Source organism: Ensifer aridi (assembly GCF_002078505.1).
GTDB lineage: Bacteria > Pseudomonadota > Alphaproteobacteria > Rhizobiales > Rhizobiaceae > Sinorhizobium > Sinorhizobium aridi.
Genome location: NZ_LUAV01000002.1, coordinates 484,945 through 508,733, shown reverse-complemented (window position 1 = coordinate 508,733; position 23,789 = coordinate 484,945). Strand labels below are relative to the sequence as shown.

Sequence of the window (23,789 nt, the reverse complement as noted above, 5' to 3'; positions counted from 1 at the left end):
TCCGGAATTGCTGTGTTTTAAGAGTTAGACTACGCCGCCTCGGCGGGTGCGTCGATCGGGGGCAAAGCGCGGAAGCCAACGCAAAGCCGGTTCCACACGTTGATGGTGCCGATCGCCACGGTAATCTTGGTCATTTCCTCTTCCGTGAAATGCGCCTTTAGTGCCTCGTAGGCGTCATCAGGCGCGCGTGTTTCGGCGACATTCGTCAGCGCCTCGGTCCAGCCGAGCACGGCACGCTCGCGCTCGTCGAAATGCGGCGACTCGCGCCAGACGCAGACGAGATTGATCCATTGCTCGCTAAGACCGCTGTGGCGAGCCTCCTTGGTATGCATGTCGACGCAAAAGGCGCAGCCGTTGATCTGCGAGGCGCGCAGCTTGATCAGGTGGATCAGGCGCGGCTCGATGCCCGAGCCTTTGACATAGCTGTCGAGCGCGGCGACGGCCTTGTAGGCATCCGGCGCGGCCTTCGCAAAATTCAAGCGTGGCTGCATGGTCTTCTCCTTTGGTTGGCATCAGGCACTAGCGCCCGATCTGCGTTCATGAAGGGCGAGAAAGCCCTCGGTTCGGGCCGCGATCGCCCCGTCGCGGTCGATGGATTTCAGGTCGGCCATGATGTCGGCGATGGTCACGCGCCGGAGCTCGGCGCGATAGGCCTGCTCGGCCCTGAGCATCGCGACGTTGATCGTGCAGGGAGCGGTTGGCTTGCAGGCATAAGGATTGGGGCCGCGAAGGCGGATCTCGTTGCAGCGGAAGGCGGGCTCCGGCCCCTCCACCGCAAGCACGATGTCGAGCAGAGTGATCTCCTCCGGCGCGCATGCGAGCCTGTAGCCCCCCTTCGGACCCGGCACGGCCTCGAGCAGTCCCGCCCCCGACATCGCCTGCAGATGCTTCAGGAGATAGCTCGTCGAAACGCCGTGGAACTCGGCGAGCGCCGCAGCCGAGAGCGTGCTGCCGGGCTGAAGACAGCTCAGCATCGTCACGCTGTGAATGGCCTGTTCGACACCGTCACCGAGCTTCATACTGTCCTCCTAATCGTGGATATTTATTATCCATGACTAGGAGCTGCGTCAATCCCACCGCTCCGAAGAGACGGCAGACTTCTCTTTTGCCGCGTTTGATCTACATTTGTTCCCCGTGAACAGGATCGATTCCCCATCGCCGGAAAGCGACGCCCTGACGTTGCCGGCGCCCTTTCTGCGATGGTTCGCGGAAAAGGGCTGGAGGCCACGTGCCCATCAGCTCGAGCTGCTCGGGCGCGCGGAGGCAGGCGAAAGCACGCTGCTGATCGCGCCCACCGGTGCAGGCAAGACGCTCGCCGGCTTCCTGCCCTCGCTCGTTAACATCACCGGGCGCGGCCGAATCCCGCCCGGCTCGCCATTCATCGGCATCCACACGCTCTATATTTCGCCGCTGAAGGCGCTTGCCGTCGACATCGAGCGCAACCTGACGAAACCGGTCAGCGAGATGGGACTGCCGGTCCGGATCGAGAACCGCACGGGTGACACACCACAGGGTAAGCGGCAGCGACAGAAACTGAACCCGCCCGATATTCTGCTGACGACGCCGGAGCAGCTCGCGCTGCTTCTGGCCGATGGCGAAGCGGAACGCTTCTTCAAGGACCTGCGCTACGTGGTGCTCGACGAGCTGCATTCGCTGGTCACGTCGAAGCGCGGCCATCTGCTCTCGCTCGGCCTCGCGCGCCTGCGCCGGCTGGCTCCCCGTCTGCAATCGATTGGGCTTTCGGCGACGGTGGCCGAACCCATGGAGCTCCAGCGCTGGCTCATGGCGCAGGGTCCGTACCGGGAGAACCATGCCGGCCTGATCACCGTGTCCGGCGGGGCGAAGCCCGAGATTTCGATTCTGCGCACGGAGAACCACGTGCCCTGGGCCGGGCACTCGGCGCGTTATGCCATTCCCGACATCTATGCGGCCATCAAGGACCACGGCACGACGCTGCTCTTCGTCAACACCCGCAGTCAGGCGGAAATGCTGTTTCAGGAACTCTGGACGATCAATGACGACAACCTGCCGATCGCGCTGCACCACGGCTCCCTCGACGTCGCGCAGCGCCGCAAGGTCGAAGCGGCAATGGCGGAGAACCGGCTCCGCGCCGTCGTCGCCACCTCGACGCTCGATCTCGGCATCGACTGGGGCGACGTCGATCTGGTCGTCCATGTCGGCGCGCCGAAGGGGGCAAGCCGGCTCGCCCAGCGCATCGGCCGCGCCAACCACCGCATGGACGAGCCGAGCCGCGCCATCCTCGTTCCGGCCAACCGTTTCGAAGTGATGGAATGCCAGGCCGCACTCGATGCCAACTATATCGGAGCGCAGGATACGCCGCCGGTCGGCAAGGGCGCTCTCGACGTGCTGGCGCAGCATGTGCTCGGCATGGCCTGTGCCAAGCCCTTCGACGCAGTCGAACTTTATGACGAGGTCACGAGCGCTTCCCCTTATACCCATCTCTCCTGGGAGACGTTCGAGCGTGTCGTCGATCTCGTGGCCACCGGCGGGTACGCGCTCAGGACCTATGAACGCTACGCCCGCATCCGCAAGACGAAGGACGGCCTGTGGCGGGTGTCCAATCCCATGGTCGCGCAGCAATACCGGCTCAATGTCGGAACGATCGTCGAATCGCCGATGCTGAACGTGCGGATGGTCAAGCGGAACGCGCGCGGCTCGCCCGGCCGCGGCGGCATGTCCCTCGGCAAGGTCGAAGAATATTTCCTCGAGATGCTGTCGCCGGGCGACACGTTTCTATTCTCCGGCAAGGTGGTGCGCTTCGAGGGTATCCGGGAGAACGAATGCCTTGTTTCCCAAGCGTTTTCCTTCGACCCCAAAGTGCCGAGCTATGCCGGCGGCAAGTTCCCGCTCTCCACCTATCTTGCAGCGCAGGTGAGGAAAATGCTCGCCGATCACGCGAACCGCGCCGCGCTGCCGGAACAGGTGCGCGACTGGCTGGCGCTGCAGAAGGACGTGTCGATGCTGCCGGGAGAGGAAGAACTTTTGGTCGAGACCTTCCCGCGCGGCAGCCGGCACTACATGGTGATCTACGCCTTCGAAGGCAGGCTCGCCCATCAGACGCTCGGCATGCTCATCACCCGTCGCCTCGACCGCGTCGGGCTGAAGCCGCTCGGCTTCGTCGCAACCGACTATTCGCTGGCCGTCTGGGCGCTCGACGACATGGGCGCGGCCTTCCGCGCGCGGGCGCCGTCGCTCGGCCAACTCTTCGACGAGGACATGCTGGGCGATGATCTGGAGGCGTGGCTGAACGAGTCCTTCCTCCTGAAGCGAACCTTCCGCAACTGCGCCGTCATCGCCGGGCTGATCGACCAGCGCCATCCGGGCAAGGAAAAGACCGGACGGCAGATCACCGTTTCCGCCGATCTCATTTACGACGTATTGCGGGCGCACGAGCCGGACCATATCCTCCTGGAGGCAACGCGCAACGACGCGGCCACAGGGCTTCTGGACATCGGCCGCCTCGGCTCCATGCTCAAACGCATCAAGGGCCACATCACCCACCGCCGGCTCGACCACATCTCGCCACTCGCCGTTCCGGTGATGCTGGAGATTGGGAAGGAAATGGTTCATGGAGAGGCTCACGACTTCCTGCTGACCGAGGCGGCAGCGGACGAACTGATCAACGAGGCGATGGGCGCCGGCCACGGTGCGGATGGATAGGGGAGCGATATGAGAGATTGCGACTGTTCCAGGCGGGGTGCAGGCCCGGACACATCAAGCTTGAGCACGTCGGAGTGACAATGCATCGGCTCCTGCACCCGACCTCAGCCCCGGCCGCAACCGGCTTCTTCCAGGCACGAACTACGATCAACGGCGTTGCCGCGGTCTGCGATCCGCTGGGCGGGCTATTTCTGCCCGAGAGCGGCACGGTGGTCGTGTCCGACCTTCATCTGGAAAAGGGCTCGGCATTCGCCCGGCGCGGCATGATGCTGCCCCCCTACGATACGCTGGCGACGCTGCGCATTCTGGAGGCGGTCATCGCCCGCCACGATCCCGCAACGGTCATCAGTCTCGGCGACAATTTCCATGACCGGAGGGGATCGGCGGTAATGCCCGAGACGTTCCGCCAGATGATCTCGGCGATGGCAAGGGGGCGCGACTGGGTCTGGATCAACGGCAACCACGATCCTGACGGCGCGTGTGGACTGCCCGGCGCGTCGATGGACGAGCTTTGCCATGCCGGCCTCATCTTTCGGCATCAGCCCTCCAGCGTCGACGGCGTCGGCGAAATCGCCGGCCATCTGCATCCCTCCGCGACGGTGAGGCGGCGGGAAAGGTCCATCCGGCGCGCCTGCTTTGCGACGGACGGCAAACGTCTGCTGATGCCCGCCTTCGGCGTGACCACCGGCGGGCTCGATCTCAGGCATCGCGCGATGAGCGGCCTCTTCGAGCGCGAGCGGCTCGTCGCTCACATGCTCGGCCGCGACCGGATCTACTCGGTGCGCTTCGCAAATCTCCTCGGCTAGCGCGGGACGAGGAAAAGTGTGCACGGTTTCCCGCCGCATCCCGCACTAATTTAATCAGAGTCGATCAGAAGGCGTTGAAAGTAAGCGTCGTGAGCGAACGGGAAATGCCCGGGACACTGGCAATATTGTCGTTGATGAACTTGCCTATGTCCTGGCCCTCCTCGACATAGATCTTCAGAAGCAGATCATAGTCACCGCTCGTCGAATACATCTCCGAGACGACCTCCTTGCGGTAAATCTCATCGGCCACCTCGTAGGTCTTGCCGGGAGCGCACTGCAGTTGCACGAAAATCGGTTTCATGGGCTTCCTCTGCTTCCGGGAGGCGGCGATCAAGGGCAGCCTCCCAAACATTCCGCATCATTCCCGCGGCCACACACGGGCGATGCTGGTCTTCATGCTTCTCCTTAAACCGCAACCGGTCAAAAGGGAACGCGACGGCGACAACTACAGACGACAGGGCGTTCACAGCTCACCCTATTCCTTGCGGAAGAGCAGGCTTGCGCCCCAGCCGGTGATAACTGCCAGCGTCACGGCGAACAAGCCGTAGATGACGGGCTCTTCGTGGGCCGCGCGGGTGATCGCCTGTTCGAGACCGGTCTTGACGACCCGAAGCGGCAAGGCCTTGGCGGCGACGAAGACGCCATCGCGGAACAGGTAGGCGCGCACCACATGCACGCCGTTCGGCACGTTGGCCGGCAGGCGCACGGAGGCCTTGAACAGGCTCGAACTGATGAATTGCACGCCGCCCGGATCGCGCTGAAAGACGCCGCTCGTCTCGCGGATGCGGCGAAAGGCATTTCGAAACTCGCCGATCGTGCTGCCGTCGCCGAAGAAGCCCAGCGGCACCAGGCGTATATGATCGATGCCGATGCCCATATTGGCGATGTCCCTCGGCGGCGCGATCGTCGCGATATCGCGCGTGCTCGACAACGAATAGGATTCGGGCACCAATTCGAAGGTCATCGAATTCGTGTTGACCCAGATGCCGAAGACGCGCTCCTTCTTGCGCACCGTCGCATTGTCCTTCGGGCCTTCCAGCGCGACGATGATGTTGTACTTGCCCTGCGCCAAAAGGTTGGCGTCGAAGCCGTCGATGGCGCCGAAGATCGTCAGGTCGGCGCCGCGGAAATCGGAGGTGATCGAAATCTCGTCCGTCGAGATGCCGATCTCGAGCTTCTCGGTGAAGTTCGTCACCGGCCGCTCCAGAGACTGCGCCCGAGCCGGCGCGGCAAAGGCGAGAAGCAAAGCGAAGAGAACGAGCGCCAGACGGAGCATCAGAAGCCGACCCCCGTTGAAACGACCGAATAGATGTCCTTCGGCGGTATGATGAGCTCGATTGCGAGCCTTATGCCGACGGCGAGCACGAGCAACGCAAGGAGCGCCCGCAACTGTTCGCCGCGCAGCCGCTGGCCGACCCGTACCCCGTATTGCGCTCCGATTACGCCGGCAATCATCAGGACGAAGGCAAGCACGATATCGACCGTATAGTTGGTCGATGCCTGGACGATGACTGTGTAGGCGGAGACAAAGACGATCTGGAACAGCGATGTGCCGACGACGACGCTAGTCGGGATGCGCAGGAGATAGATCATCGCCGGCACCATGATGAAGCCGCCGCCGACGCCCATCACCGAGGTCAGAATACCGATGCAGAAGCCGAGCGTGGCGACCGGAATGACGCTCAGATAGATCTTCGATTTCTTGAAGCGCATCTTCAGCGGCAGGCCGTGGATCCAGATGTGCTGGCCCGGCCGCCGCAATGCCGTAGGTTGATTTTTTGCCGCCTTGCGCATGGCGCCGATACTCTCCCAGAGCATCAATCCGCCGACGGAGCCGAGCAGCACGACGTAGAGAAGCGAAATCACCAGGTCGAGCTGGCCCATGCTGCGCAGCAATGAAAACAGCCAGACACCCAAGGTCGCTCCAACGAGGCCGCCGCAGAGCAGGACCGTCCCGAGCTTGATATCGATGGTGCCGCGCCGGAAATGCGTGATGGCGCCGGAGATCGATGAGGCGACCACCTGGTTCGCGCCGGTCGCCACCGCCACCACGGGGGGAATATTGTAGAAGATCAGGAGCGGCGTGATCAGGAAGCCGCCGCCGACACCGAACATGCCGGACAGGAAGCCGACGGCCGCACCCATGCCGAGGATGATGAGTATGTTCACCGACAACTCTGCTATGGGCAGATAGATCGTCACGGCCGAACCTCGATGCGCCAGCGGCCCGCAAGGCGGGCGGAAATTGCTCCTCGACAATTCCTAACCCGAATGGATTGAGGAATTGTGCAATGTCCCAAAATTATCCGCGGGCCTTCACGCGTCCGGAGAGGCGCGCGGCGTGATCCTTCAAAGTGGTACGTGATTCACCACGGACAGGGATGTATATGGGACCGCCCAGCTCCGGGGGAGAAAAGGCGACGCTTTTCGTCATGCGCCCCTAGGCGCGGGCTGTCAACCTTTTCAGATACATGGCGCGGCGCCGCCGGGGCGGGCCCGCAATGCCCTTCCTGGGCTAAGAATTACGCTTCAGCAGTTCGCGCACCAGCCCGTCGGTGATTTCCCCGGTCGGCTCCTGACCAACCGATTCCTGGAAGGCCTTGATGGCGGCGACCGTCTTCTTGCCCATCTGGCCATCCGGCTTGCCGGCGTCGAAACCGTTGTTGTTGAGGATCGCCTGGATATTGCGCACTGCCTTGGTCATGTCGACGCTGGCCGTCTTGGTCGGCGGACCGACCCAGGCGTCCGGAACATCGACCGTGTTCGCCTTGGCGTCGAGCGGCTGCGCCTTCCAGGCATCGGCCTTGGCCTTCGCGCTCGAAAGCTGTTCCGGCTTCAAGGCCTTGGCGACCTCATCACGCTTTTCCGCCGCATCCTTGTCGCCGTCGCGGGCAGCGATCGCGAACCACTTGTAGGACTCTTCGAGGCTCTGGGCGACGCCGTTGCCGCGCGCATAGAGAACGGCGAGGTTGAACTGGCTGTCGCGCACGCCCAGATTGGCGGCTTTCTCGAACCATTTGCCTGCCTCGGCGAAGTCCGGAGCGCCGTCGCGGCCGCTTGCGAGCATGACCGCGAGATTGTGGATCGCGCTGGCGTTACCGGCCGCGGCAGCCTTCCGATAAAGCTCCTTGGCCTTGGCCGCGTCGCGCGCGACACCCGCGCCCTTCTCGTACAGATTGGCGAGCCGGTATTCGGCCGGCACCACGCCGGCATCGGCCGCGCGCTGATACCATTTCACGGCTTCCGCCAGGTCCTTCTCGACCCCGCGTCCTTCCGTGAAACGCGCTGCGATCTCGTAGAAAGCCAGAGGATCGCCGCCTTTGGCCGCCGTCACCAGCGCGGGCGGACCGAAACCGTCCGGCAATACGATCTCGCTCGCCTTGGTTGCTTCAAAGGCGTCTCCCTTGCCCTCTCCTTGCGAAGACGGCTGGAACGTCGAGACCGGTCCTGTCTGCGGCTGTTCGGCCGTGGGCTGCAGCATCGGCGCCGGGCCCGCGACGCCCGCCTCGCCCTTATCCGAACCGGCGGCAGGTTGCGCTACGGTTTCAGACATCGCGACCGCAGGTGTTCCGGCCTTCTCAATGGGAGCCTCGGCCTTCGGCTCTTCGGCAGCGGGTGCGGCGGCAGGGGCCGCAGCCGCGAAGCGGTCGTCGACGGCCTTCGGATGAGTAATTTGCGCATCCGCCTTGCGCTCGATCGCCGCAGGCGGCGGAAGGCTCGGCGCCTCCTTGCCTTTCAGAACCGTGCTGACGAGCGGATAGGACATAATGGCGAGCAATACGGCGCCGACTGCAATCAGGATCGGGCGGCGGTGGCGGGCAAGCGCGCCGCGGACGGCCGATGACGCGCCCCTCTCTTTGCCGCGGCTCAGCGTATCGGATTCCTCGACGGCCAACTGCGCCGCCCGGCGTGCCGCCGCGATGAAATCCGGCTTCTCACCCTCGGAAGCCTGCTGACCACCGCGGGCCATCTGGCCGGCCCGGACGCGCTCGAGAATCTTCTTGACGTCCGGCACGCCGGAGCCTGGTTCGAGGAGCTGATTGGCATCCTCCGGTGCAAGCATTTCGGAGGGATCGATCGAGGGAGCGGGCTCCACCATCTGCCGGGCCTGCGCCGGGGCCGCCTCAATGCGCTTGGCCGCGAACCGCCGGGTCAGGCCGGCGAGCAGGCTCGTCTTTGCCGCACGCGCCTCCGCCCTGAGCCCACCACCGCCGACCGTAGTGACATCGACGGAAGCCATCGCTGCCGCCGGAGCCGCAGCTTCTTCGACCGCTACGGCGGCGCCATCTTCCGTCTGCAGCCCGCGCACCTTGCGCTTGAGCTCGCCGTCGCCTTCGTCCGATTCACCATCGTCGAAGGGGCCCGCGAATTCCGGCTCCGCCGCCGTCTGTCTGGCAAGGTTTCGCTGAACCTCACGAAGCGGCACCGGTCCGCGCTCCTCGAGCCGCTCCAGTTTTTCGGCAATATGAACCAGCGTTTCATGCAGCGCCTCGAAGGTCCGGGCGGTTCTTTCGTCGCTCGAGCGGCTGAGCTCCTCCAAGATCCTGAGGTCTTCGGCAAGCGCCGAAATGGCCGCCATGTCGGCGCCTGCCGACATCTGCGCTGCACCGTTTCTCGCATAGGCCTCCATCACCGCTTCGGCGGCCTGGCGGGCGGCCTCGATGATGTATTCGTCGCTGGTCGCAAGATAATCTTCGAGCGCGGTCATGCGGTTTTCGAAGTCCGCCGGCACGTTACCGTCATGCCGCGGCTGACTGATCAGCGTCGAAAGGTTGCTGATCTGCGCTTCGAGGCTGCGCAGCGCCTCGCCGTCGTCGAAGGGCGCCGCGTGTGTCTCCTCCAGCCGCTGCGCGATATCGGCAAGGCGGTCTTCGAGACGGCCGAAGCGCGTATCCGAGGCCGAGGGCTCGACGTGCATGTCGAGCTCGTCGATGCGCCGGACGAGATGGTCGAGCCGCGCCGACAGCGCGTCGTTGATGCTGCCTTCACCGAGGATCTCGATCTTCCTGGAAATATCGGCGAGATGGTCGGCAATATCTGGCTGCGCGTTCCACTGGCTGCGTTCGAGCAATGCGGAAAGCTGATCGAGACGCTCCTCGAGCCGGGCCGCCGCTCTTTCGCCGGCAAGATCCTCCACGCGCGCCGTCAACGCCTCGATGCGTGCCCCGAGGCCGGAATCGCTCGGGCGCGAAAGAGCCTCGACGTGGCGCGACAGATCACCGAGCCTATTCTCCAGGCGGTTGATGAAGGACGTGTCGAGCCCGGCCGCATTGCGGCTGCCGGCGGCGATAGCGCGGCTGATTTCGTCGAGCCGAGCGTCGAGATCGGCGAATTGCGAGGCAAAGCGTCTGTCGTCCGGCTGGATCTGGCGTCCGAGCAGCTCTATAGCCTGCGCGACCGCGACGAGCTTGTTCTCCAAAACCTCGACTGCCGATCCTTTGTTCAAGGCGTTGATCTGCGACTTGATCTCGTCAAGGCGATAGGCGAGCGCGAGCAGTTCGTCATCGCGATTCTGGTCGAAGGCGTTCAACCGGTCCTCGACGCCGTTCCAACGATTTTCCATGCGGCGCATGCTGTCTTCGCGCGCGAGCCCGTCGATCATGGCTCGCAAGTCGTCGAACTCCGTCCTCAGCGCATCGGCCTCGGAGGGCGAGGCCTGCCGCCCAAGCTCCTTGATGCCGGCGGCAAGGCGCTCGATCTCGTCCCGGACATCCTCGGCGAAGCGGCGGTCCTGGGCGGCTTCGACCTTGATGCCGCGGATTTCCGATCGAAGAGCATGCATCTCGCGGGAAAGCCCGTCGCTGATGTCACGCTTCAGGTCCTGCCTCAGACCCACCAGTGCCTCGGCGATGTCGGCCGCGCCCGAAGACCGCGCCGGCGGAGGCGCTGCCGCATAAGCAGATTGGTACGGTGCCTCGTCCGTGGGGCGGCTTGATGCAAGGCGATCGGCCTCTCGCGGCGGGATGCGTTCGCGCAGCGGCCGCTCGCGTGCGGCGTTCAGGGCGCGCTGGCGCTGGAGAATTTCGGAAACGGCGTCGCTTGCCGTCGGACGCTGCCGCTCCGGCTGGTGCGGCTCACGGCTAACGCTGCCCATAAGGCCTTCGATGCGGGCCTCGAGCCCCTCGATGGTGCGGTTCAGGGCATCGAGCGACGGCCTGTCGCCAAAGGACGGGTTGCCCGTGCGCTGAGAGTTGGATCGTGATCCGCTCATTGTCTCTTCGCCCCTATGTCCCTTCGCCCTATGTCTTCTACCATCATCGACGCCGCCGCGAACGACCCCAGCCCTCGTCGCTTCGGCGGCAAAGCCGATGCGGGCAAAGCCACAACAATGCGAGGACCGGACGGGTTGCGGCTTTGACCATCTCAAAGCGCACAATTCATTAAACGTGGTAAACAAGCCGTTAATCACTCTGATTTTTTAACGATTTATCCTCTCTCGCCCGGCCGGGCCTGCTCGCATCGCATTTCCGGCCGCCGGCGATTGCGCTCGTGAAACTTTCGCGATGATGTTTTTGACGTTTACGCAAACGTCAAAATTTTGTAGCGTCGTCTTGGTATTGCGACAGCGGGCGTCGGTGTACGCTCGAAACGGCAGGAATCGGGGATGCCGCGCGGCGCGACCCGAAGGGATATCAAGACGAGGGAAAGAATGCCCATCTACAAGGCTCCGGTTGACGACACCCTGTTCATCCTCAACGACGTGCTCGGCATCGAGCGCTACCACAACCTGCCGGGTTTTGCGGATGCAACGCCGGACATGGTGGCGGCAATCCTCGGCGAGGCCGCCAGGCTCGCCGAGGAAGAGCTCTTCCCGATCAATCTTTCCGGCGATCAGGAAGGCTGCACGCGTCACGACGACGGCTCGGTCATCACGCCGACTGGCTTCAAGAAGGCCTACGATCTCTATCGCGAGGGCGGCTGGCTGGGCCTCGCCGCGCCGGAGGAATTCGGAGGGCAGGGCCTGCCCTACACGCTTCACACCGCCGTCGGCGAATTCTTCTCTGCCGCGAACATGTCGCTGATGATGTATCCGGGCCTGACGCAAGGAGCAATCGCCGCCATCCTCGTGCACGGCTCCGAGGAGCAGAAGCGCGCCTACCTGCCGAAAATGGTGGAAGGCACCTGGACCGGGACCATGAACCTGACCGAGCCCCATTGCGGCACCGATCTCGGCCTGCTTCGCACCAAGGCCGTGCCGAACGGCGACGGGTCCTACAAGATCTCCGGGCAGAAGATCTTCATCTCCGCCGGTGAACACGACATGGCCGAGAACATCATCCATCTGGTGCTCGCCCGTATCGAAGGGGCACCGGAAGGCGTCAAGGGTATCTCGCTCTTCATCGTGCCGAAGTTCAAGCTGACTGACAGCGGCGAACCGGGTGAGCGCAACGGCGTTTCCTGCGGAGCGATTGAACACAAGATGGGCATTCACGGCAACTCAACCTGCGTCATGAACTATGACGAGGCGACCGGCTATCTTATCGGCGCGGAGAACAAGGGTCTCAGCGCCATGTTCGTGATGATGAACGAAGCCCGCCTTGCCGTCGGCATGCAGGGGCTGGCGATTGCCGAGGTCGCCTATCAGAACGCTGCCAACTACGCGCGCGAACGCCTCCAGGGCCGCTCGCTTTCCGGCGCCAAGGCGCCCGACCAGAAGGCGGACCCGATCATCGTCCATCCGGACGTGCGCCGCTCACTAATGACGATCAAGGCCTTCAACGAGGGCGGCCGCGCCTTCACGCTTTGGACGGCCCTCAAATCCGATATCGCCCACCGTTCCGACAACGAAGCGGAGCGCCAGGCCGCTGACGACATCCTCGGCCTGATGACGCCGATCCTCAAGGGGGTCATGACCGACAAGGGCTTCGAACATGCCGTGATGGCGCAGCAGGTCTTCGGCGGCCACGGATATATCGAAGAGCATGGCATGAGCCAGTATGTGCGCGACGCCCGCATCGCCATGATCTACGAGGGCGCCAACGGCATTCAGGCGCTGGATCTCGTCGGCCGCAAGCTTGCGCTGAACGGCGGCCGCGCCGTCATGGCACTGTTCAAGGAGATCGGCGATTTCTGCGAGGAGAACCGCAACGACGAGAGGCTTTCCGGCTATGCCAAGGCGCTGAAGAAGGGGCTGAACGACCTGCAGGCGGCCACGATGTGGTTCATGCAGAACGCTATGGCAAAACCCGACAATGCCGGTGCCGGCTCGACCGACTACATGCACCTCTTCGGACTCGTCGTGCTCGGCTACATGTGGGCGAAGATCGCCAAGACGGCAGAAGAGAAGCTTGCCGCTGGCGAAACCGCACGCGCGGACTATCTCAAGAACAAGCTGATCACAGCAAAGTTCTTCATGGAACGCATCATGCCGGAGACGGCACTGCGCAAGGCCCGCATCGAAACAGGCGCCGACACGCTGATGGCGCTGGACGCCGCGGCCTTCTGATTTCAGACTGGAGCCGGATGGAGAATGTGAGCGGTCTTCCACCTGAATTCCGCTCCATGTGGTAATTGCGCGGCCCAAGGGAGTGCCGCCGAAAGGGAGAGCAAGAGATGACGAAAGTCTTCGTTTACGACCACGTGCGCACGCCGCGCGGCCGTGGCAAGAAGGATGGTGCGCTGCACGAGGTGCCCTCCGTCCGCCTCGCCGCCAAGGTGCTGGAGGCCGTGCGCGACCGTAACGGGCTCGACACATCGACGGTCGACGACATCATCATGGGCTGCGTCGATCCGGTCATGGATGCCGGCGCGGTGATTCCGAAGGCGGCAGCCTTCGAAGCGGGTTATTCCACGCGCGCGCCGGGGATGCAGATTTCCCGCTTTTGCGCATCCGGCCTCGATGCCGTCAATTTCGGCGCCGCCAAGATCGCGCAAGGAGCGGACGACATCGTGATCGCCGGCGGCGTGGAGTCGATGTCGCGCGTCGGCCTCGGCATGTCCGGCGGCGCCTGGTTCATGGATCCTTCCGTCAACCTTCCAGCCTATTTCATGCCGCAGGGCGTCTCCGCCGATCTGATCGCAACGAAATACGGCTTCTCCCGCGATGACGTCGATGCCTACGCGGTCGAAAGTCAGAAGCGCGCAGCCAATGCCTGGGAGAAGGGCTATTTCGAGAAGTCGGTCATGCCGGTCAAGGACCAGAACGGCCTGACGATCCTCGACCGCGACGAGCACATGCGCCCCGGGACCGACATGCAGGCGCTCGCTTCGCTCAATCCCTCCTTCCAGATGCCCGGCGAGATGGGCGGCTTCGAGGCCGTCGCGATCCAGGCGCATCCGGAAATCGAGCGGGTCAACTATGTTCACCATGCCGGCAATTCCTCCGGCATAGTCGACGGCGCCGCTGCGGTGCTGCTCGGCTCCAGGTCCGGCGGCGAAGCCATGGGGCTGAAGCCGCGCGCGCGCATCCGCGCCTTCGCCAATATCGGATCCGATCCGGCGCTGATGTTGACCGGCCCCGTCGACGTCACCGAAAAGCTCCTGAAGCGCGCCGACATGAAGCTTTCGGACATCGACCTTTTCGAGCTCAACGAGGCTTTTGCCGCCGTCGTTCTTCGCTACATGCAGGCGTTCGACATTCCGCACGACCAGATCAACGTCAATGGCGGCGCGATCGCCATGGGCCATCCGCTCGGCGCGACCGGCGCGATGATCCTCGGCACCGTGCTCGACGAGCTCGAGCGTCGCGATTTGAACACCGCTCTGGTGACGCTGTGCATCGGCGCCGGCATGGGCACCGCCACGATCATCGAACGCGTCTGATCGATCCCCGGGAGAGAGAATATGTCTTACACGAACTTCAAGATCGAAACCGACGCCGACGGCATCGCCCTCGTCACCTGGGACATGCCGGACAGGTCGATGAACGTCATCACCCGGGAGGTGATGGAGGAACTCAACGCGATCGTCGATCAGACGGCCGCCGATCCGGCCGTCAAGGGTGTGGTCATCACATCCGGAAAATCGTCCTTCTCTGGCGGCGCCGACCTTTCGATGATCAAATCGATGTTCGCCTTCCAGGCGGAAGAGAAGTCGAAGGATCCGGACAATGCCGCCAAGAAACTCTTCGACCTCGTCGGCCGCCTGAGCGGGCTCTTTCGCAAGCTCGAAACCTGCGGCAAGCCGTGGGTTTCGGCGATCAACGGCACCTGCATGGGCGGTGCCTTCGAACTATCGCTCGCCTGCCATGGCCGCGTCGCCTCCAATGCGAAATCGGTGAAGATCGCGCTCCCCGAGGTCAAGGTCGGCATCTTCCCGGGCGCCGGCGGCACCCAACGCGTGCCGCGACTCACCAATACGCAGGACGCGCTGCAGATGATGACGACCGGTTCATCGCTGACGGCGGCGCGCGCCAAGGCCATGGGCCTCCTGCACGAGGTTGCCGATCCGGACAAGCTGATCGAGGCGGCCAAGGCGATGATCAAGAATGGCCTGAAGCCAGTGCAGCCCTGGGACGAGAAGGGCTTCAAGCTTCCGGGCGGTGGGATCTGGACGCCGGCTTCGGCGCAGCTCTGGCCGGCCGCCTCCGCCATTCTGCGCCGCGAGACCTATGGCAACTATCCGGGCGCCATTGCGATCCTGAAATGCGTGTATGAGGGCCTGCAGGTGCCGTTCGATACGGCGCTCAAGATCGAGCAGCGCTATTTCACCGAGATCCTGCAGACGACCGAAGCCTTCTCGATGATCCGGTCGCTGTTCATCTCGATGCAGGAACTCGGCAAGGGTGCCCGTCGGCCAGCCGGCGTGCCGAAGACGGAGCTCAAAAAGGTCGGCGTCGTCGGCGCCGGTTTTATGGGCGCGTCGATCGCCTATGTGACGGCCGCAGCCGGCATTCCAGTCACCCTCATCGACCGCGATATGGAAGCGGCCGAGAAGGGCAAGGCGCATTCGGAAGGGTTGGTCAAGGATTCGATCGGCAAGGGCCGTCTGACGAAGGAAGAAGGCGAGGCGCTGCTTTCCCGCATCACGCCTTCGGGCGATTACGGTGATCTCAAGGACGCCGGACTCGTCGTCGAGGCGGTTTTCGAGGACCGGCAGGTGAAGAAGGACGTGATCGAGAAGGTGGAAGCGGTGATCGCCGAAGATGCGATCTTCGCCTCGAATACGTCGACGCTGCCGATCACCGGGCTTGCGAAGAACTCGAAACGGCCGGAGCAGTTCATCGGCATCCACTTCTTCTCGCCGGTGGAGAAGATGATGCTGACGGAAGTGATCCTCGGCAAGGAGACGGGCGACCGCGCGCTCGCGACGGCGCTCGACTATGTCGCTGCCATCAAGAAGACGCCGATCGTCGTCAACGACACGCGCGGCTTCTACGTCAACCGCTGCGTCTTCCGCTACATCCACGAAGCCTACGACATGCTGATCGAAGGCGTGCCGCCGGCGATGATCGAGAACGCCGCCAAGATGGCCGGCATGCCGGTCGGGCCGCTGTCGCTCAACGACGAGGTGGCGATCGATCTCAGCCAGAAGATCCTCAAGGCGACCGTCGCCGATCTCGGCGACAAGGCCGTCGATCCGAAGCACATGGCGCTGATCAACAAGATGGTCGACGAACTCGACCGGCGCGGCCGCAAGAACGGCAAGGGCTTCTACGAATATCCGGCAAAGCCGGCCAAGAAATATCTCTGGCCGGGCCTCAAAGAACTCTATCCGCAGAAGGACGCCGACAAGATCGACGTCGAGGTGCTGAAGCGGCGCTTCCTCGCAACGGTCGCGCTGGAAGCCGCCCGCACCATCGAGGAAGGCATCGTCACCGATCCGCGCGAGGCGGACGTCGGCTCGATCCTCGGCTTCGGCTTCGCACCTTACACGGGCGGCACGCTCTCCTATATCGACGGCATGGGCGCCAAAGTCTTCGTCGAGCTCTGCGAGACGCTCGCCAAGGATTATGGCGACCACTTCGAACCGACGCCGCTCCTGAAGGAGATGGCGGAGAAGGGTGAGACCTTCTACGGACGGTTCGACCCCTACGGCGAGGCACAGAAGGCGGCGTAGGACGCTCGCTGCACCCGGGAAAGTTAAGAGGGCCGGCCCGCGAGGTGCCGGCCCTTTTTTTCGCCCTTGTCGGGCCGCGCCTCCGTCGATCGTCCTTAGGACGCAAACCGGAGGAAGAATCATGTCGAAGTCCAGCAAGATTACCGTCGAGAACGTCATCCGTCCGGGCAAGACCTATTCGGTCGATGCAGACAAGTACGCGGCGATGAAGGCCGCCCTGCTCGCGGTCATCCCGTCGGAGGTGCCTGGCTTGACGCTCGCCGAAATCCGCGAGCGGATTTTCGCTCATCTGCCGCAGGAATTGTTTCCAGACGAGGCGGGCGTATCCTGATGGTCGAAGACGGTGCAGCTCGACTTCGAGGCGAAGGGCACGATCGGTCGGGAGAAGACGCGCCCGCTTCGGCTGCACAAGAACTGACGCCGCCTTTTCCTTTGAGATGACGGCCGCTCCTCAGGCCGCGCCGGACTTTCGTTCGGCGGCGAGAGCGCCGATCAACTGCTCCCAGCCGTCGCGGCGATATTCGACCTTGTCGAGGCCGTCCAAAAAGGCCGCCTGTTCGGCGAAGACGACGCGCGTGCCGGCGCCTTCCGGAATGAGGTCGACCGTGGCGATCGAGGCGGAAATCCGCCGGTCGTCCTTCGCCATCGTATAGGCGGAGATAATCCGCCGGTTCTCGACGATGTCGAGATAGACCGTTTCGTTAAAGTAGAAGGTCTTGCCGTCGCGCCCGCCGACGCGGAAGTCGTGGCTGTATTCCGCCACCGGCCAGTTGTCCGCCTTGACGAACCAGCGATCATGCGCGGCAGGATCGGCAAAGGCTTGAAAGACCCGCGCGGGTGATGCCTTGAAGACGCGTTCGATTGTGAAGCTTGCGTGCTCGACGGATGCTTTGGTCATCGTAATCTCATCCTTGGTGATTGATAGAGCGGCCCCATTCGGAACACCCTCCGTCGCGTTTGGCATCCTCGACGGCAACCAAACTGGTTGCATTTCAAAATCAGTTGCACCTTAACCTCACTGATGCAATAATGCAAGCAGTTTTGCAGCGGGACGCAGAAAGCGGGCATGGTGCCCGCATCCCGCTCTCGCTTCAGAGACCGGAATGACTGACGACCACCGCTCGGGTTGCCCCATCAATCTCTCGCTCGAAGTCTTCGGCGACAAATGGAGCCTCCTGATCCTCCGCGACATGATCTTCGGAGGCAAACGGCACTTCCGCGAGCTCCTGCGCTCGCAGGAGGGGATTTCCTCCAACATCCTCGCCGACCGGCTGAAGACGCTGGTGGACATCGGCATGCTGACGAAGCGCGACGATCCGAGCCACAAGCAAAAGGCGATCTATAGCCTGACCGAGATGGCGATCGCGCTCGTGCCGATCATGGCGCATCTCGGCGCCTGGGGCCGGCGCCATCTGCCGGTCAGCGAAGAGCTCAGCATTCGCGCTCAACTGATGGAGGAAGGCGGTCCGCCCCTTTGGGAGCGCTTCATGGACGAACTGCGCACCGAACATCTGGGTGCCGCGCCGGCAGCACCCGAAGGCCCATCCGTGCGCGAGACCCTGCAGGCGGCCTATGAAGAGGTCGTGGCGCGCAAAGCGAAGGAACGGCAAATCGCCTGACCAAAGGCCTGACGGCTCGCGCGATGAACCGCGAGTACACGGCGGAAAAGGACTATTTTCCTCGCGATGCTTTACGCTCGCCTGGCGCTTGGCTAATCTATGTATGATTTGACGAGACGCGGAATGGTCCTCCGCCGCCCGCATATGTCTCCCTTTCCGGGGATGGGGTCGATATGCTTTCACATGACAGCATCTGGCGCGCGATCGATGCGTTGGCCGAGCGTCATCGGCTCTCGCCGTCGGGGCTTGCGCGCCGCGCCGGCCTCGACCCCACCTCCTTCAACAAGTCGAAGCGCCAATCCGCCGATGGCCGCGCCCGCTGGCCGTCGACCGAGTCGATTTCGAAGATATTGGAGGCGACCGGCGCCACGATCGATCAGTTCATGGCGCTGATGCAGCCCGGCGCCGGCGGCAGCAACGGCTTACCGGCAGAGTCCAACCGACCGACGCCGGGCATTCCGCTGATCGGTTTCGCCCAGGCCGGTGCCGGCGGGTTCTTCGACGACGGCGGCTTTCCGGTCGGCCATGGCTGGGACGAGATCGAATTTCCGGTCGCCCCGCAGCGCCAAGCCGGCGTCTACGCCATTGAGGTTCAGGGCGACAGCATGCTGCCGCTTTATCGCGACGGCGACGTCCTGATCGTCGACCCGGGCGCGCAGGTCCGCCGGGGCGATCGCGTTGTCGTCAAGACGCGCGAGGGCGAGGTGATGGCTAAGGTGCTCTCCCGGCAGACGCCCCGCGGCATCGAGCTCCTGTCGCTCAACCCCGACCACCCCAACCGCAATTTCGAGATGAAAGACGTGGAATGGATTGCCCGGATCATCTGGGCCAGCCAGTAGGATAATCCTCCGATGCGGCAGCAGCTCATCACCACCGCGGGCGGGCTCGCCGCCCTTGCCCTGTACGCCGGCATCTTGATGAGCGGCGCCGATGCCATCCGCAACGGCGAGAGCGTAGCGACGCCCGACTTTGTCCTCGAAACGCCGGAGGCGGCAATAATCGAGGAACCGCCGCTGCAGGAGGAGGCTCCCGCCGACACCGTCGGGGGTGGCGACAGCGGCGCCGATAGCGAAGCGGCTTCCCCTGCCCCCGCGCCGGACGCCGAGATCGGCAAGAGCTCGCGCGTCGCGGTGCGGCCGATAGAGCCCGGCCTATTCACCCTGCCCGAGGACGGTGTGGCGAAGCCGCTGGAGCGGGTGGCGCCGCGGCCACCGCTTTCGAAACCGCCGGGAGAGGAAAAGCCCGCTACGACCGTCTACCGGCGGCCCGTCGCGCTGGCCGCAGGACTCGTTCGGTCCGACGACAAGACGTTGCAGATCAAGGATATCGAGCCGCAAAACGCCGAAAAGATGTGCGACGGCAATGGCAAGAGCTGGCCCTGCGGCATGGTCGCACGCACGGCGTTTCGCAATTTTCTGAGAGCGCGGGCGCTTGTCTGCGACGCTCCAGAAGAGTCCGGCGGGACCGTCACGGCCCGCTGCTCCGTCGGGGGCCAGGACATTGCCGCATGGCTGGTCGCCAACGGCTGGGCGATGCCGCTGCCCGGCAGCGCCCTTGAAGCGAAGGCTGAAGCGGCGCGCAAAGCGAGACTCGGCTTTCACGGTGACGATCCGCGCGATTTGAGCCGCGTACACCTCACCGTCGATGATCCCTCCGCTGGCGCAGTCCTGGACGACGCCGCGCCGGACTTGTAAGCCCTTGGCGGATTCCCTAACTGTTCGCCACCATTTTAGAGAGGTCAGATGTCCGCCAGCCTCAGCCAGCACGAAGCTCTTGTCCATGTCATGGTCATGATGTCGGCCGTCGACCGCAACATGACCGACGACGAATTCGCGCGGATCGGCGTGCTCGTCCGGTTTCTGCCGGCCTTCGAGGAGTTCGATGAGGACCATCTGATCCACATCGGGCGTGAATGCGCGGCACAGCTCGCCGCCCCGGAGGGCCTCGACGTCGTCCTCGAAATGGTGCGAGAGGCGTTGCCGCAGCGACTCTACGAAACGGCTTACGCGCTTGCCGTCGAGATCGCCGCCGCCGACCAGCGCATCCGAACCGAGGAAATCCGGCTTTTGCAGTTGCTGCGCGACCGGCTCGGCCTCGACAAGCTGACCTGTGCTGCGATCGAGCGCGGCGCCATCGCACGTTTCCGCAGGTAGGCAAAGGAGAGAGCGTTTGCAGACTCTCGTCCGTACCTTCCGGTGCGAGGAAGACGCCGAAACCCGCCGTCACGGCAACGTGTCTTTGCCCGCCCGCGCCGGACGCCATATGGTCGAACGATAGTCCAGCCGAGGACCGAGGCATGCTGTTTTTCGGGATCGCGGAACCGGTCTGGCGGCTCGCTGCCTTTGCCGCCGCCTTCGCTGCGCTCGCAGTGCTCGAGCTTCTTCATCCGCGGCTCGAGCGGCCCGAACTCGCGCGTGCCTTGAAAGCGCGCCGCTGGGTCACGAACCTGTCGATTCTCGTCCTCTCGTCACTCCTCTTGCGCATCCTCTTCCCGGCCGCCGCCGCAGGCGTTGCGCTGTGGGCCGAGCAACGCGGATACGGCGTGCTCCCCGCCCTCGGCGTGGCACCGGCAATTGCCGGTCTCATCGCCTTCCTCGCGCTCGACTTCGCGGTCTGGCTCGAACATGTGGTGTTGCACAAAGTGCCCATACTGTGGCGCATCCACCGCGTCCATCACGCCGACCCGGGCGTCGACGTGACGACGGCGCTGCGCTTTCACCCGTTCGAAATTCTGCTGTCGATGGTTTGGAAGAGCACCGTCATCATCGTCCTCGGCGCACCTGCTCTCGCCGTGCTCCTGTTCGAAATCTCCCTCAATGCCGGGGCGATGTTCAATCATGCCAATCTGCGGCTGCCGCGGAACGCCGACAGGATAGTGCGGCAGCTGATCGTCACCCCCGACATGCACCGCATCCATCACTCGGTCGAACAGCGCGAGACCGACTCGAATTACGGCTTCAACCTTTCCCTCTGGGATCGGCTCTTCTCCACCTATGTCGCCCACCCGGCAAGCGGTGACGATGCAATCGAAACGGGGCTCAAGGCCTTTGGACGCAGCGAGCCGACGAAGCTCCTGTGGTCGCTGATGCTGCCGTTCCGGCGGGGTTAGCCTTCAAGAACAGTCGTTCTCGCCGCCTGCGGGGAAGGGTGGCGGCAGGGCGGATGAGAGGCAAATGCTGATTGGGCCGCTCAATAGATCCCATTCGGGAAATAGCGCAGATAGATCTCCTCGAGCCTGCCGCTGCGGGAGAGCGCCAGCAGGGCGTGGTCGATCGCCTGAGTCAAGGCGGGCTCGGTGTTGCGGTTCATGATGGTGAGCCCCTCGCCGAGAAAACGGTGCGAGAAATAGGCGCCGTCCACGAGAACGCAGCATCCCGCGGCGACGCCGCCCGAGACCCAGAAGGAAAGCTGCATGCCGTCGGAAAAGGCTGCCGCAATGCTCCCCTCCCGCAAGGCCGACATGAGCGCGTTGCGGTCGGGGAACGGCTTGGCTTCGAGCTTGGGGAAGAAGGCTTTCAGCATGGCCTCGTGGGTCGTGCCGGACACGACGCCGACGGGCTTTTTCTCCAGATCGGCAGGGTTTGCTACGCTGCCCGCGGCCTTGGTGTTGACGACAAAACGGGCGGGCAGTTGCATGAAGGGTCGGGAGAAGGCGAAGCGCTGCCTGAGTTCCGCGGTAACCGCGATGCCCGCGGCGATCGCATCGCCCTGCCCTTCATCGAGCGCCGGCATGAGCTCCGCATAGGTCACCGCCTGAATCTGACATTTGGCTTGGATCTCGAGCTCGCGGCATATCTCGCGGGCGAGGTCGACATGGAAGCCTGAAAGTTTGCCCGACTGGTCGATGAAGTTGAAGGGCGGGAAATCGACCGTGGTCAGGAAGCGCAGCCGGGCGAGCCCCGTCAGGTCGGGCCTGGCAATCCGCTCCCGGGCATCGAACAGTCGGGGCAGTTCTTTCGGCTGAGAGAGAGCCGGTCCCGCGGCGAGCACGGCCGACAGAGCGAGTATCCAGCGAATTCGTCGAGAAAGAGCGCCCGTCATTGCGATCCGTTTTCTTAAAACCGCGGGAAGGAAGACGCGGATTCGATTGGCTTTTCGCGGAGATTAGCGAGATGTCTCGATGCTGGCTACAGGGCCGCTATCAAAACGGGCTGTATCATTCTCGATCGGGAGAAGAGAGAAAGTGGAGCGGGTGATCGGGATCGAACCGACGACATCAAGCTTGGGAAGCTGGCGTTCTACCACTGAACTACACCCGCAACAGAAGCGGAAATTTCCTCAACGGCCGCGATCTGTCAAGCGTCTAGATCATTTCATTGTTTCAATGAAGCAATGAGATGATCCAACTCTTTTGAAACGACGCAATTCCGGACGGAAAACCGCCACACACTTTTCCTGGAATTGCTCTCGGCTCACTCGGCGCGAAAATGCTTTGAGAGCTTCAGGCCCTGGGCCTGATAGTTGGAGCCGAGATCGAGGCCGTAGAGCCCGTCCGGCCGCTCCATCATATGTTCATAGACGAGGCGGCCGACGATCTGGCCATGCTCCAGGATGAACGGCACCTCGTGGCTGCGCACCTCCAGCACGGCACGGCTGCCGCTGCCGCCGGCCGATGCGTGACCGAAACCGGGATCGAAGAAGCCGGCATAGTGGACGCGAAATTCACCGACCAGAGGATCGAAGGGCGTCATTTCTGCGGCATAGAGCGGGGGCACATGCACCGCCTCGCGGGAGACGAGGATGTAGAACTCGTCGGGATCGAGGATCAGATCTTCGCGGCCGCGGCTATAGAGCGGCTCCCAGAAGTCGAAAACCGGATGCTCCGCCTTCTTGTCGACATCGACCACTGACGTGTGATGCTTGCCGCGATAGCCGATGAGCCCATCCGGCCCGGTGCCCTTGAGGTCGATCGAGAGCGCGATGCCGCCGCCGGTGACGTTCGGTCTTTCGCTCGCGACGAGCACGTCGCTTTCGTGCAGCCCCAGCAGTTCCTGCTCGGACAACACCGCGTGGCCGACGCGGAAACGGATCTGAGACAGGCGCGAACCGCGCCGCACCACGATCGGGAACGTCCGCGGGCTGATTTCAAGGTAAAGAGGCCCGCTATAGCCCGCGGGAATCTTGTCGAACTCCTGAGCCCTGTCGGTAATGATGCGCGTGAAAATGTCGAGGCGGCCGGTCGAGCTCTTCGGATTGGCGGAAGCCGACATGTTCTGCGGCAGTGCAAGGCTCTCCATAAGCGGCACGATGTAGACACAGCCGGTTTCGAGCACCGCGCCGTCATGAAGATCGATGACGTGCAGTTTCAGGCGGTCGAGCTTGTCCGCAACGAGGTGAGCGGGGCCAGGCATGAAGCTTGCGCGCACGCGGAACGCCTTGGATCCGAGGCGAAGATCGAGACTCGCCGGCTGGATCTGGTCGTCGTCCAGCGGCCTCTCGCTTTTCAAGCGTCCCGAGGCAAACAGCGCGGCGATCGCGCGGTCGGCCAAAATCCCTGTTTCGCGGCCCATTCCGATCCTCATTCTCAGTTGCCAGACAAAACCAAACTCCGGGAATTGACGCAAGCACGGCTAGGCAGTATTGGAGCTTTATCCCGTGGTGATTTGGCCGGTCGGCTTGCAGCCACGTTAAACAAGTAGCTAAAAAGGCCGGGTGTCAAACCGGTCGTTTCGCGGCCGGTTTTTTT

General features: G+C 63.4%; 19 protein-coding genes, 1 tRNA gene, 1 pseudogene and 1 riboswitch. Of the genes and pseudogenes, 11 read left to right on the top strand and 10 right to left on the bottom strand.

All coding sequences use genetic code 11. The annotated features are described in order from the left end of the window. Window positions 1–29: 29 nt before the first annotated feature. Window positions 30–491, bottom strand: coding sequence for a carboxymuconolactone decarboxylase family protein (locus AYK65_RS02730; protein ID WP_026613314.1), 462 nt, complete (start codon window positions 489–491; stop codon window positions 30–32). Between the two features lie 21 nt (window positions 492–512). After that, the gene (locus AYK65_RS02725; protein WP_026613315.1) at window positions 513–1,019 is read right to left on the bottom strand and encodes an Rrf2 family transcriptional regulator; all 507 of its coding nucleotides are present in this window, start codon (window positions 1,017–1,019) and stop codon (window positions 513–515) included. A 106-nt stretch (window positions 1,020–1,125) separates the two neighbouring features. Here AYK65_RS02725 and AYK65_RS02720 point away from each other — a divergent pair, with 106 nt between their 5' ends. Together AYK65_RS02720 and pdeM are read left to right on the top strand one after the other, a co-directional pair. Continuing rightward, on the top strand, window positions 1,126–3,681 hold the full coding sequence (locus tag AYK65_RS02720) for a ligase-associated DNA damage response DEXH box helicase (protein ID WP_026613316.1): 2,556 nt from the start codon (window positions 1,126–1,128) through the stop codon (window positions 3,679–3,681). Between the two features lie 80 nt (window positions 3,682–3,761). Next, complete coding sequence (gene pdeM, locus AYK65_RS02715; RefSeq protein ID WP_046119914.1) at window positions 3,762–4,487, top strand: ligase-associated DNA damage response endonuclease PdeM; 726 nt, start codon at window positions 3,762–3,764, stop codon at window positions 4,485–4,487. Window positions 4,488–4,551: 64 nt separating this feature from the next. Here pdeM and AYK65_RS02710 read toward each other — a convergent pair whose 3' ends face one another. The 4 genes from AYK65_RS02710 to AYK65_RS02695 form a co-directional block, all read right to left on the bottom strand. Continuing rightward, window positions 4,552–4,788 carry an Lrp/AsnC ligand binding domain-containing protein gene (locus AYK65_RS02710; protein WP_026613318.1) on the bottom strand — a complete coding sequence of 79 codons (237 nt, stop codon included), beginning with the start codon at window positions 4,786–4,788 and terminating at the stop codon, window positions 4,552–4,554. A gap of 174 nt (window positions 4,789–4,962) precedes the next feature. Next, the gene (locus AYK65_RS02705) at window positions 4,963–5,763 is read right to left on the bottom strand and encodes a TIGR02186 family protein (RefSeq protein ID WP_046119915.1); all 801 of its coding nucleotides are present in this window, start codon (window positions 5,761–5,763) and stop codon (window positions 4,963–4,965) included. Beyond that, window positions 5,763–6,689, bottom strand: a complete 927-nt coding sequence (locus AYK65_RS02700; RefSeq protein ID WP_026613320.1) for a sulfite exporter TauE/SafE family protein — start codon at window positions 6,687–6,689, stop codon at window positions 5,763–5,765. Before AYK65_RS02700 ends, AYK65_RS02705 begins: the two co-directional genes overlap by 1 nt. A gap of 313 nt (window positions 6,690–7,002) precedes the next feature. Further along, window positions 7,003–10,698, bottom strand: coding sequence for a peptidoglycan-binding protein (locus tag AYK65_RS02695; RefSeq protein ID WP_046119916.1), 3,696 nt, complete (start codon window positions 10,696–10,698; stop codon window positions 7,003–7,005). 438 nt (window positions 10,699–11,136) lie between these two features. Between AYK65_RS02695 and AYK65_RS02690 the strand changes: the two genes are divergently transcribed. The 4 genes and pseudogenes from AYK65_RS02690 to AYK65_RS02675 all read left to right on the top strand — a co-directional run bounded on the left by AYK65_RS02690 (window position 11,137) and on the right by AYK65_RS02675 (window position 16,902). Continuing rightward, a complete protein-coding gene (locus tag AYK65_RS02690) occupies window positions 11,137–12,933 on the top strand; it encodes an acyl-CoA dehydrogenase C-terminal domain-containing protein (RefSeq protein ID WP_046120091.1) in 1,797 nt (598 codons plus the stop codon). 107 nt (window positions 12,934–13,040) lie between these two features. Then, window positions 13,041–14,249, top strand: coding sequence for an acetyl-CoA C-acetyltransferase (locus AYK65_RS02685; protein ID WP_046119917.1), 1,209 nt, complete (start codon window positions 13,041–13,043; stop codon window positions 14,247–14,249). Between the two features lie 21 nt (window positions 14,250–14,270). Continuing rightward, the gene (locus AYK65_RS02680) at window positions 14,271–16,484 is read left to right on the top strand and encodes an FAD-dependent oxidoreductase (protein ID WP_046119918.1); all 2,214 of its coding nucleotides are present in this window, start codon (window positions 14,271–14,273) and stop codon (window positions 16,482–16,484) included. A gap of 121 nt (window positions 16,485–16,605) precedes the next feature. Continuing rightward, window positions 16,606–16,902, top strand: a pseudogene (locus AYK65_RS02675) (DUF6958 family protein). Window positions 16,903–16,935: 33 nt separating this feature from the next. Here AYK65_RS02675 and AYK65_RS02670 read toward each other — a convergent pair. Beyond that, on the bottom strand, window positions 16,936–17,382 hold the full coding sequence (locus AYK65_RS02670; protein WP_081157882.1) for an SRPBCC family protein: 447 nt from the start codon (window positions 17,380–17,382) through the stop codon (window positions 16,936–16,938). Between the two features lie 205 nt (window positions 17,383–17,587). Here AYK65_RS02670 and AYK65_RS02665 point away from each other — a divergent pair, with 205 nt between their 5' ends. The 5 genes from AYK65_RS02665 to AYK65_RS02645 all read left to right on the top strand — a co-directional run bounded on the left by AYK65_RS02665 (window position 17,588) and on the right by AYK65_RS02645 (window position 21,212). After that, window positions 17,588–18,103 (top strand): winged helix-turn-helix transcriptional regulator, encoded by a 516-nt coding sequence (locus AYK65_RS02665; RefSeq protein WP_046119919.1) that lies wholly within the window; start codon window positions 17,588–17,590, stop codon window positions 18,101–18,103. A gap of 173 nt (window positions 18,104–18,276) precedes the next feature. Further along, on the top strand, window positions 18,277–18,942 hold the full coding sequence (locus tag AYK65_RS02660) for a S24 family peptidase (RefSeq protein ID WP_046119920.1): 666 nt from the start codon (window positions 18,277–18,279) through the stop codon (window positions 18,940–18,942). A 12-nt stretch (window positions 18,943–18,954) separates the two neighbouring features. Next, on the top strand, window positions 18,955–19,797 hold the full coding sequence (locus AYK65_RS02655) for a thermonuclease family protein (protein ID WP_046119921.1): 843 nt from the start codon (window positions 18,955–18,957) through the stop codon (window positions 19,795–19,797). Window positions 19,798–19,845: 48 nt separating this feature from the next. Beyond that, entirely contained in the window at window positions 19,846–20,256 is a 411-nt protein-coding gene (locus tag AYK65_RS02650; RefSeq protein ID WP_081157881.1) for a tellurite resistance TerB family protein, read from the top strand. Between the two features lie 143 nt (window positions 20,257–20,399). Then, a complete protein-coding gene (locus tag AYK65_RS02645) occupies window positions 20,400–21,212 on the top strand; it encodes a sterol desaturase family protein (RefSeq protein ID WP_046119922.1) in 813 nt (270 codons plus the stop codon). Between the two features lie 80 nt (window positions 21,213–21,292). Here AYK65_RS02645 and AYK65_RS02640 read toward each other — a convergent pair whose 3' ends face one another. The 3 genes from AYK65_RS02640 to AYK65_RS02630 form a co-directional block, all read right to left on the bottom strand. Beyond that, on the bottom strand, window positions 21,293–22,144 hold the full coding sequence (locus tag AYK65_RS02640; protein ID WP_046119923.1) for a transporter substrate-binding domain-containing protein: 852 nt from the start codon (window positions 22,142–22,144) through the stop codon (window positions 21,293–21,295). A gap of 143 nt (window positions 22,145–22,287) precedes the next feature. After that, window positions 22,288–22,362, bottom strand: a tRNA-Gly gene (locus AYK65_RS02635). A 153-nt stretch (window positions 22,363–22,515) separates the two neighbouring features. Continuing rightward, complete coding sequence (locus AYK65_RS02630) at window positions 22,516–23,613, bottom strand: 2'-deoxycytidine 5'-triphosphate deaminase (RefSeq protein WP_046119924.1); 1,098 nt, start codon at window positions 23,611–23,613, stop codon at window positions 22,516–22,518. A 75-nt stretch (window positions 23,614–23,688) separates the two neighbouring features. Continuing rightward, window positions 23,689–23,767, top strand: a riboswitch (SAM riboswitch). Window positions 23,768–23,789 lie beyond the last annotated feature (22 nt).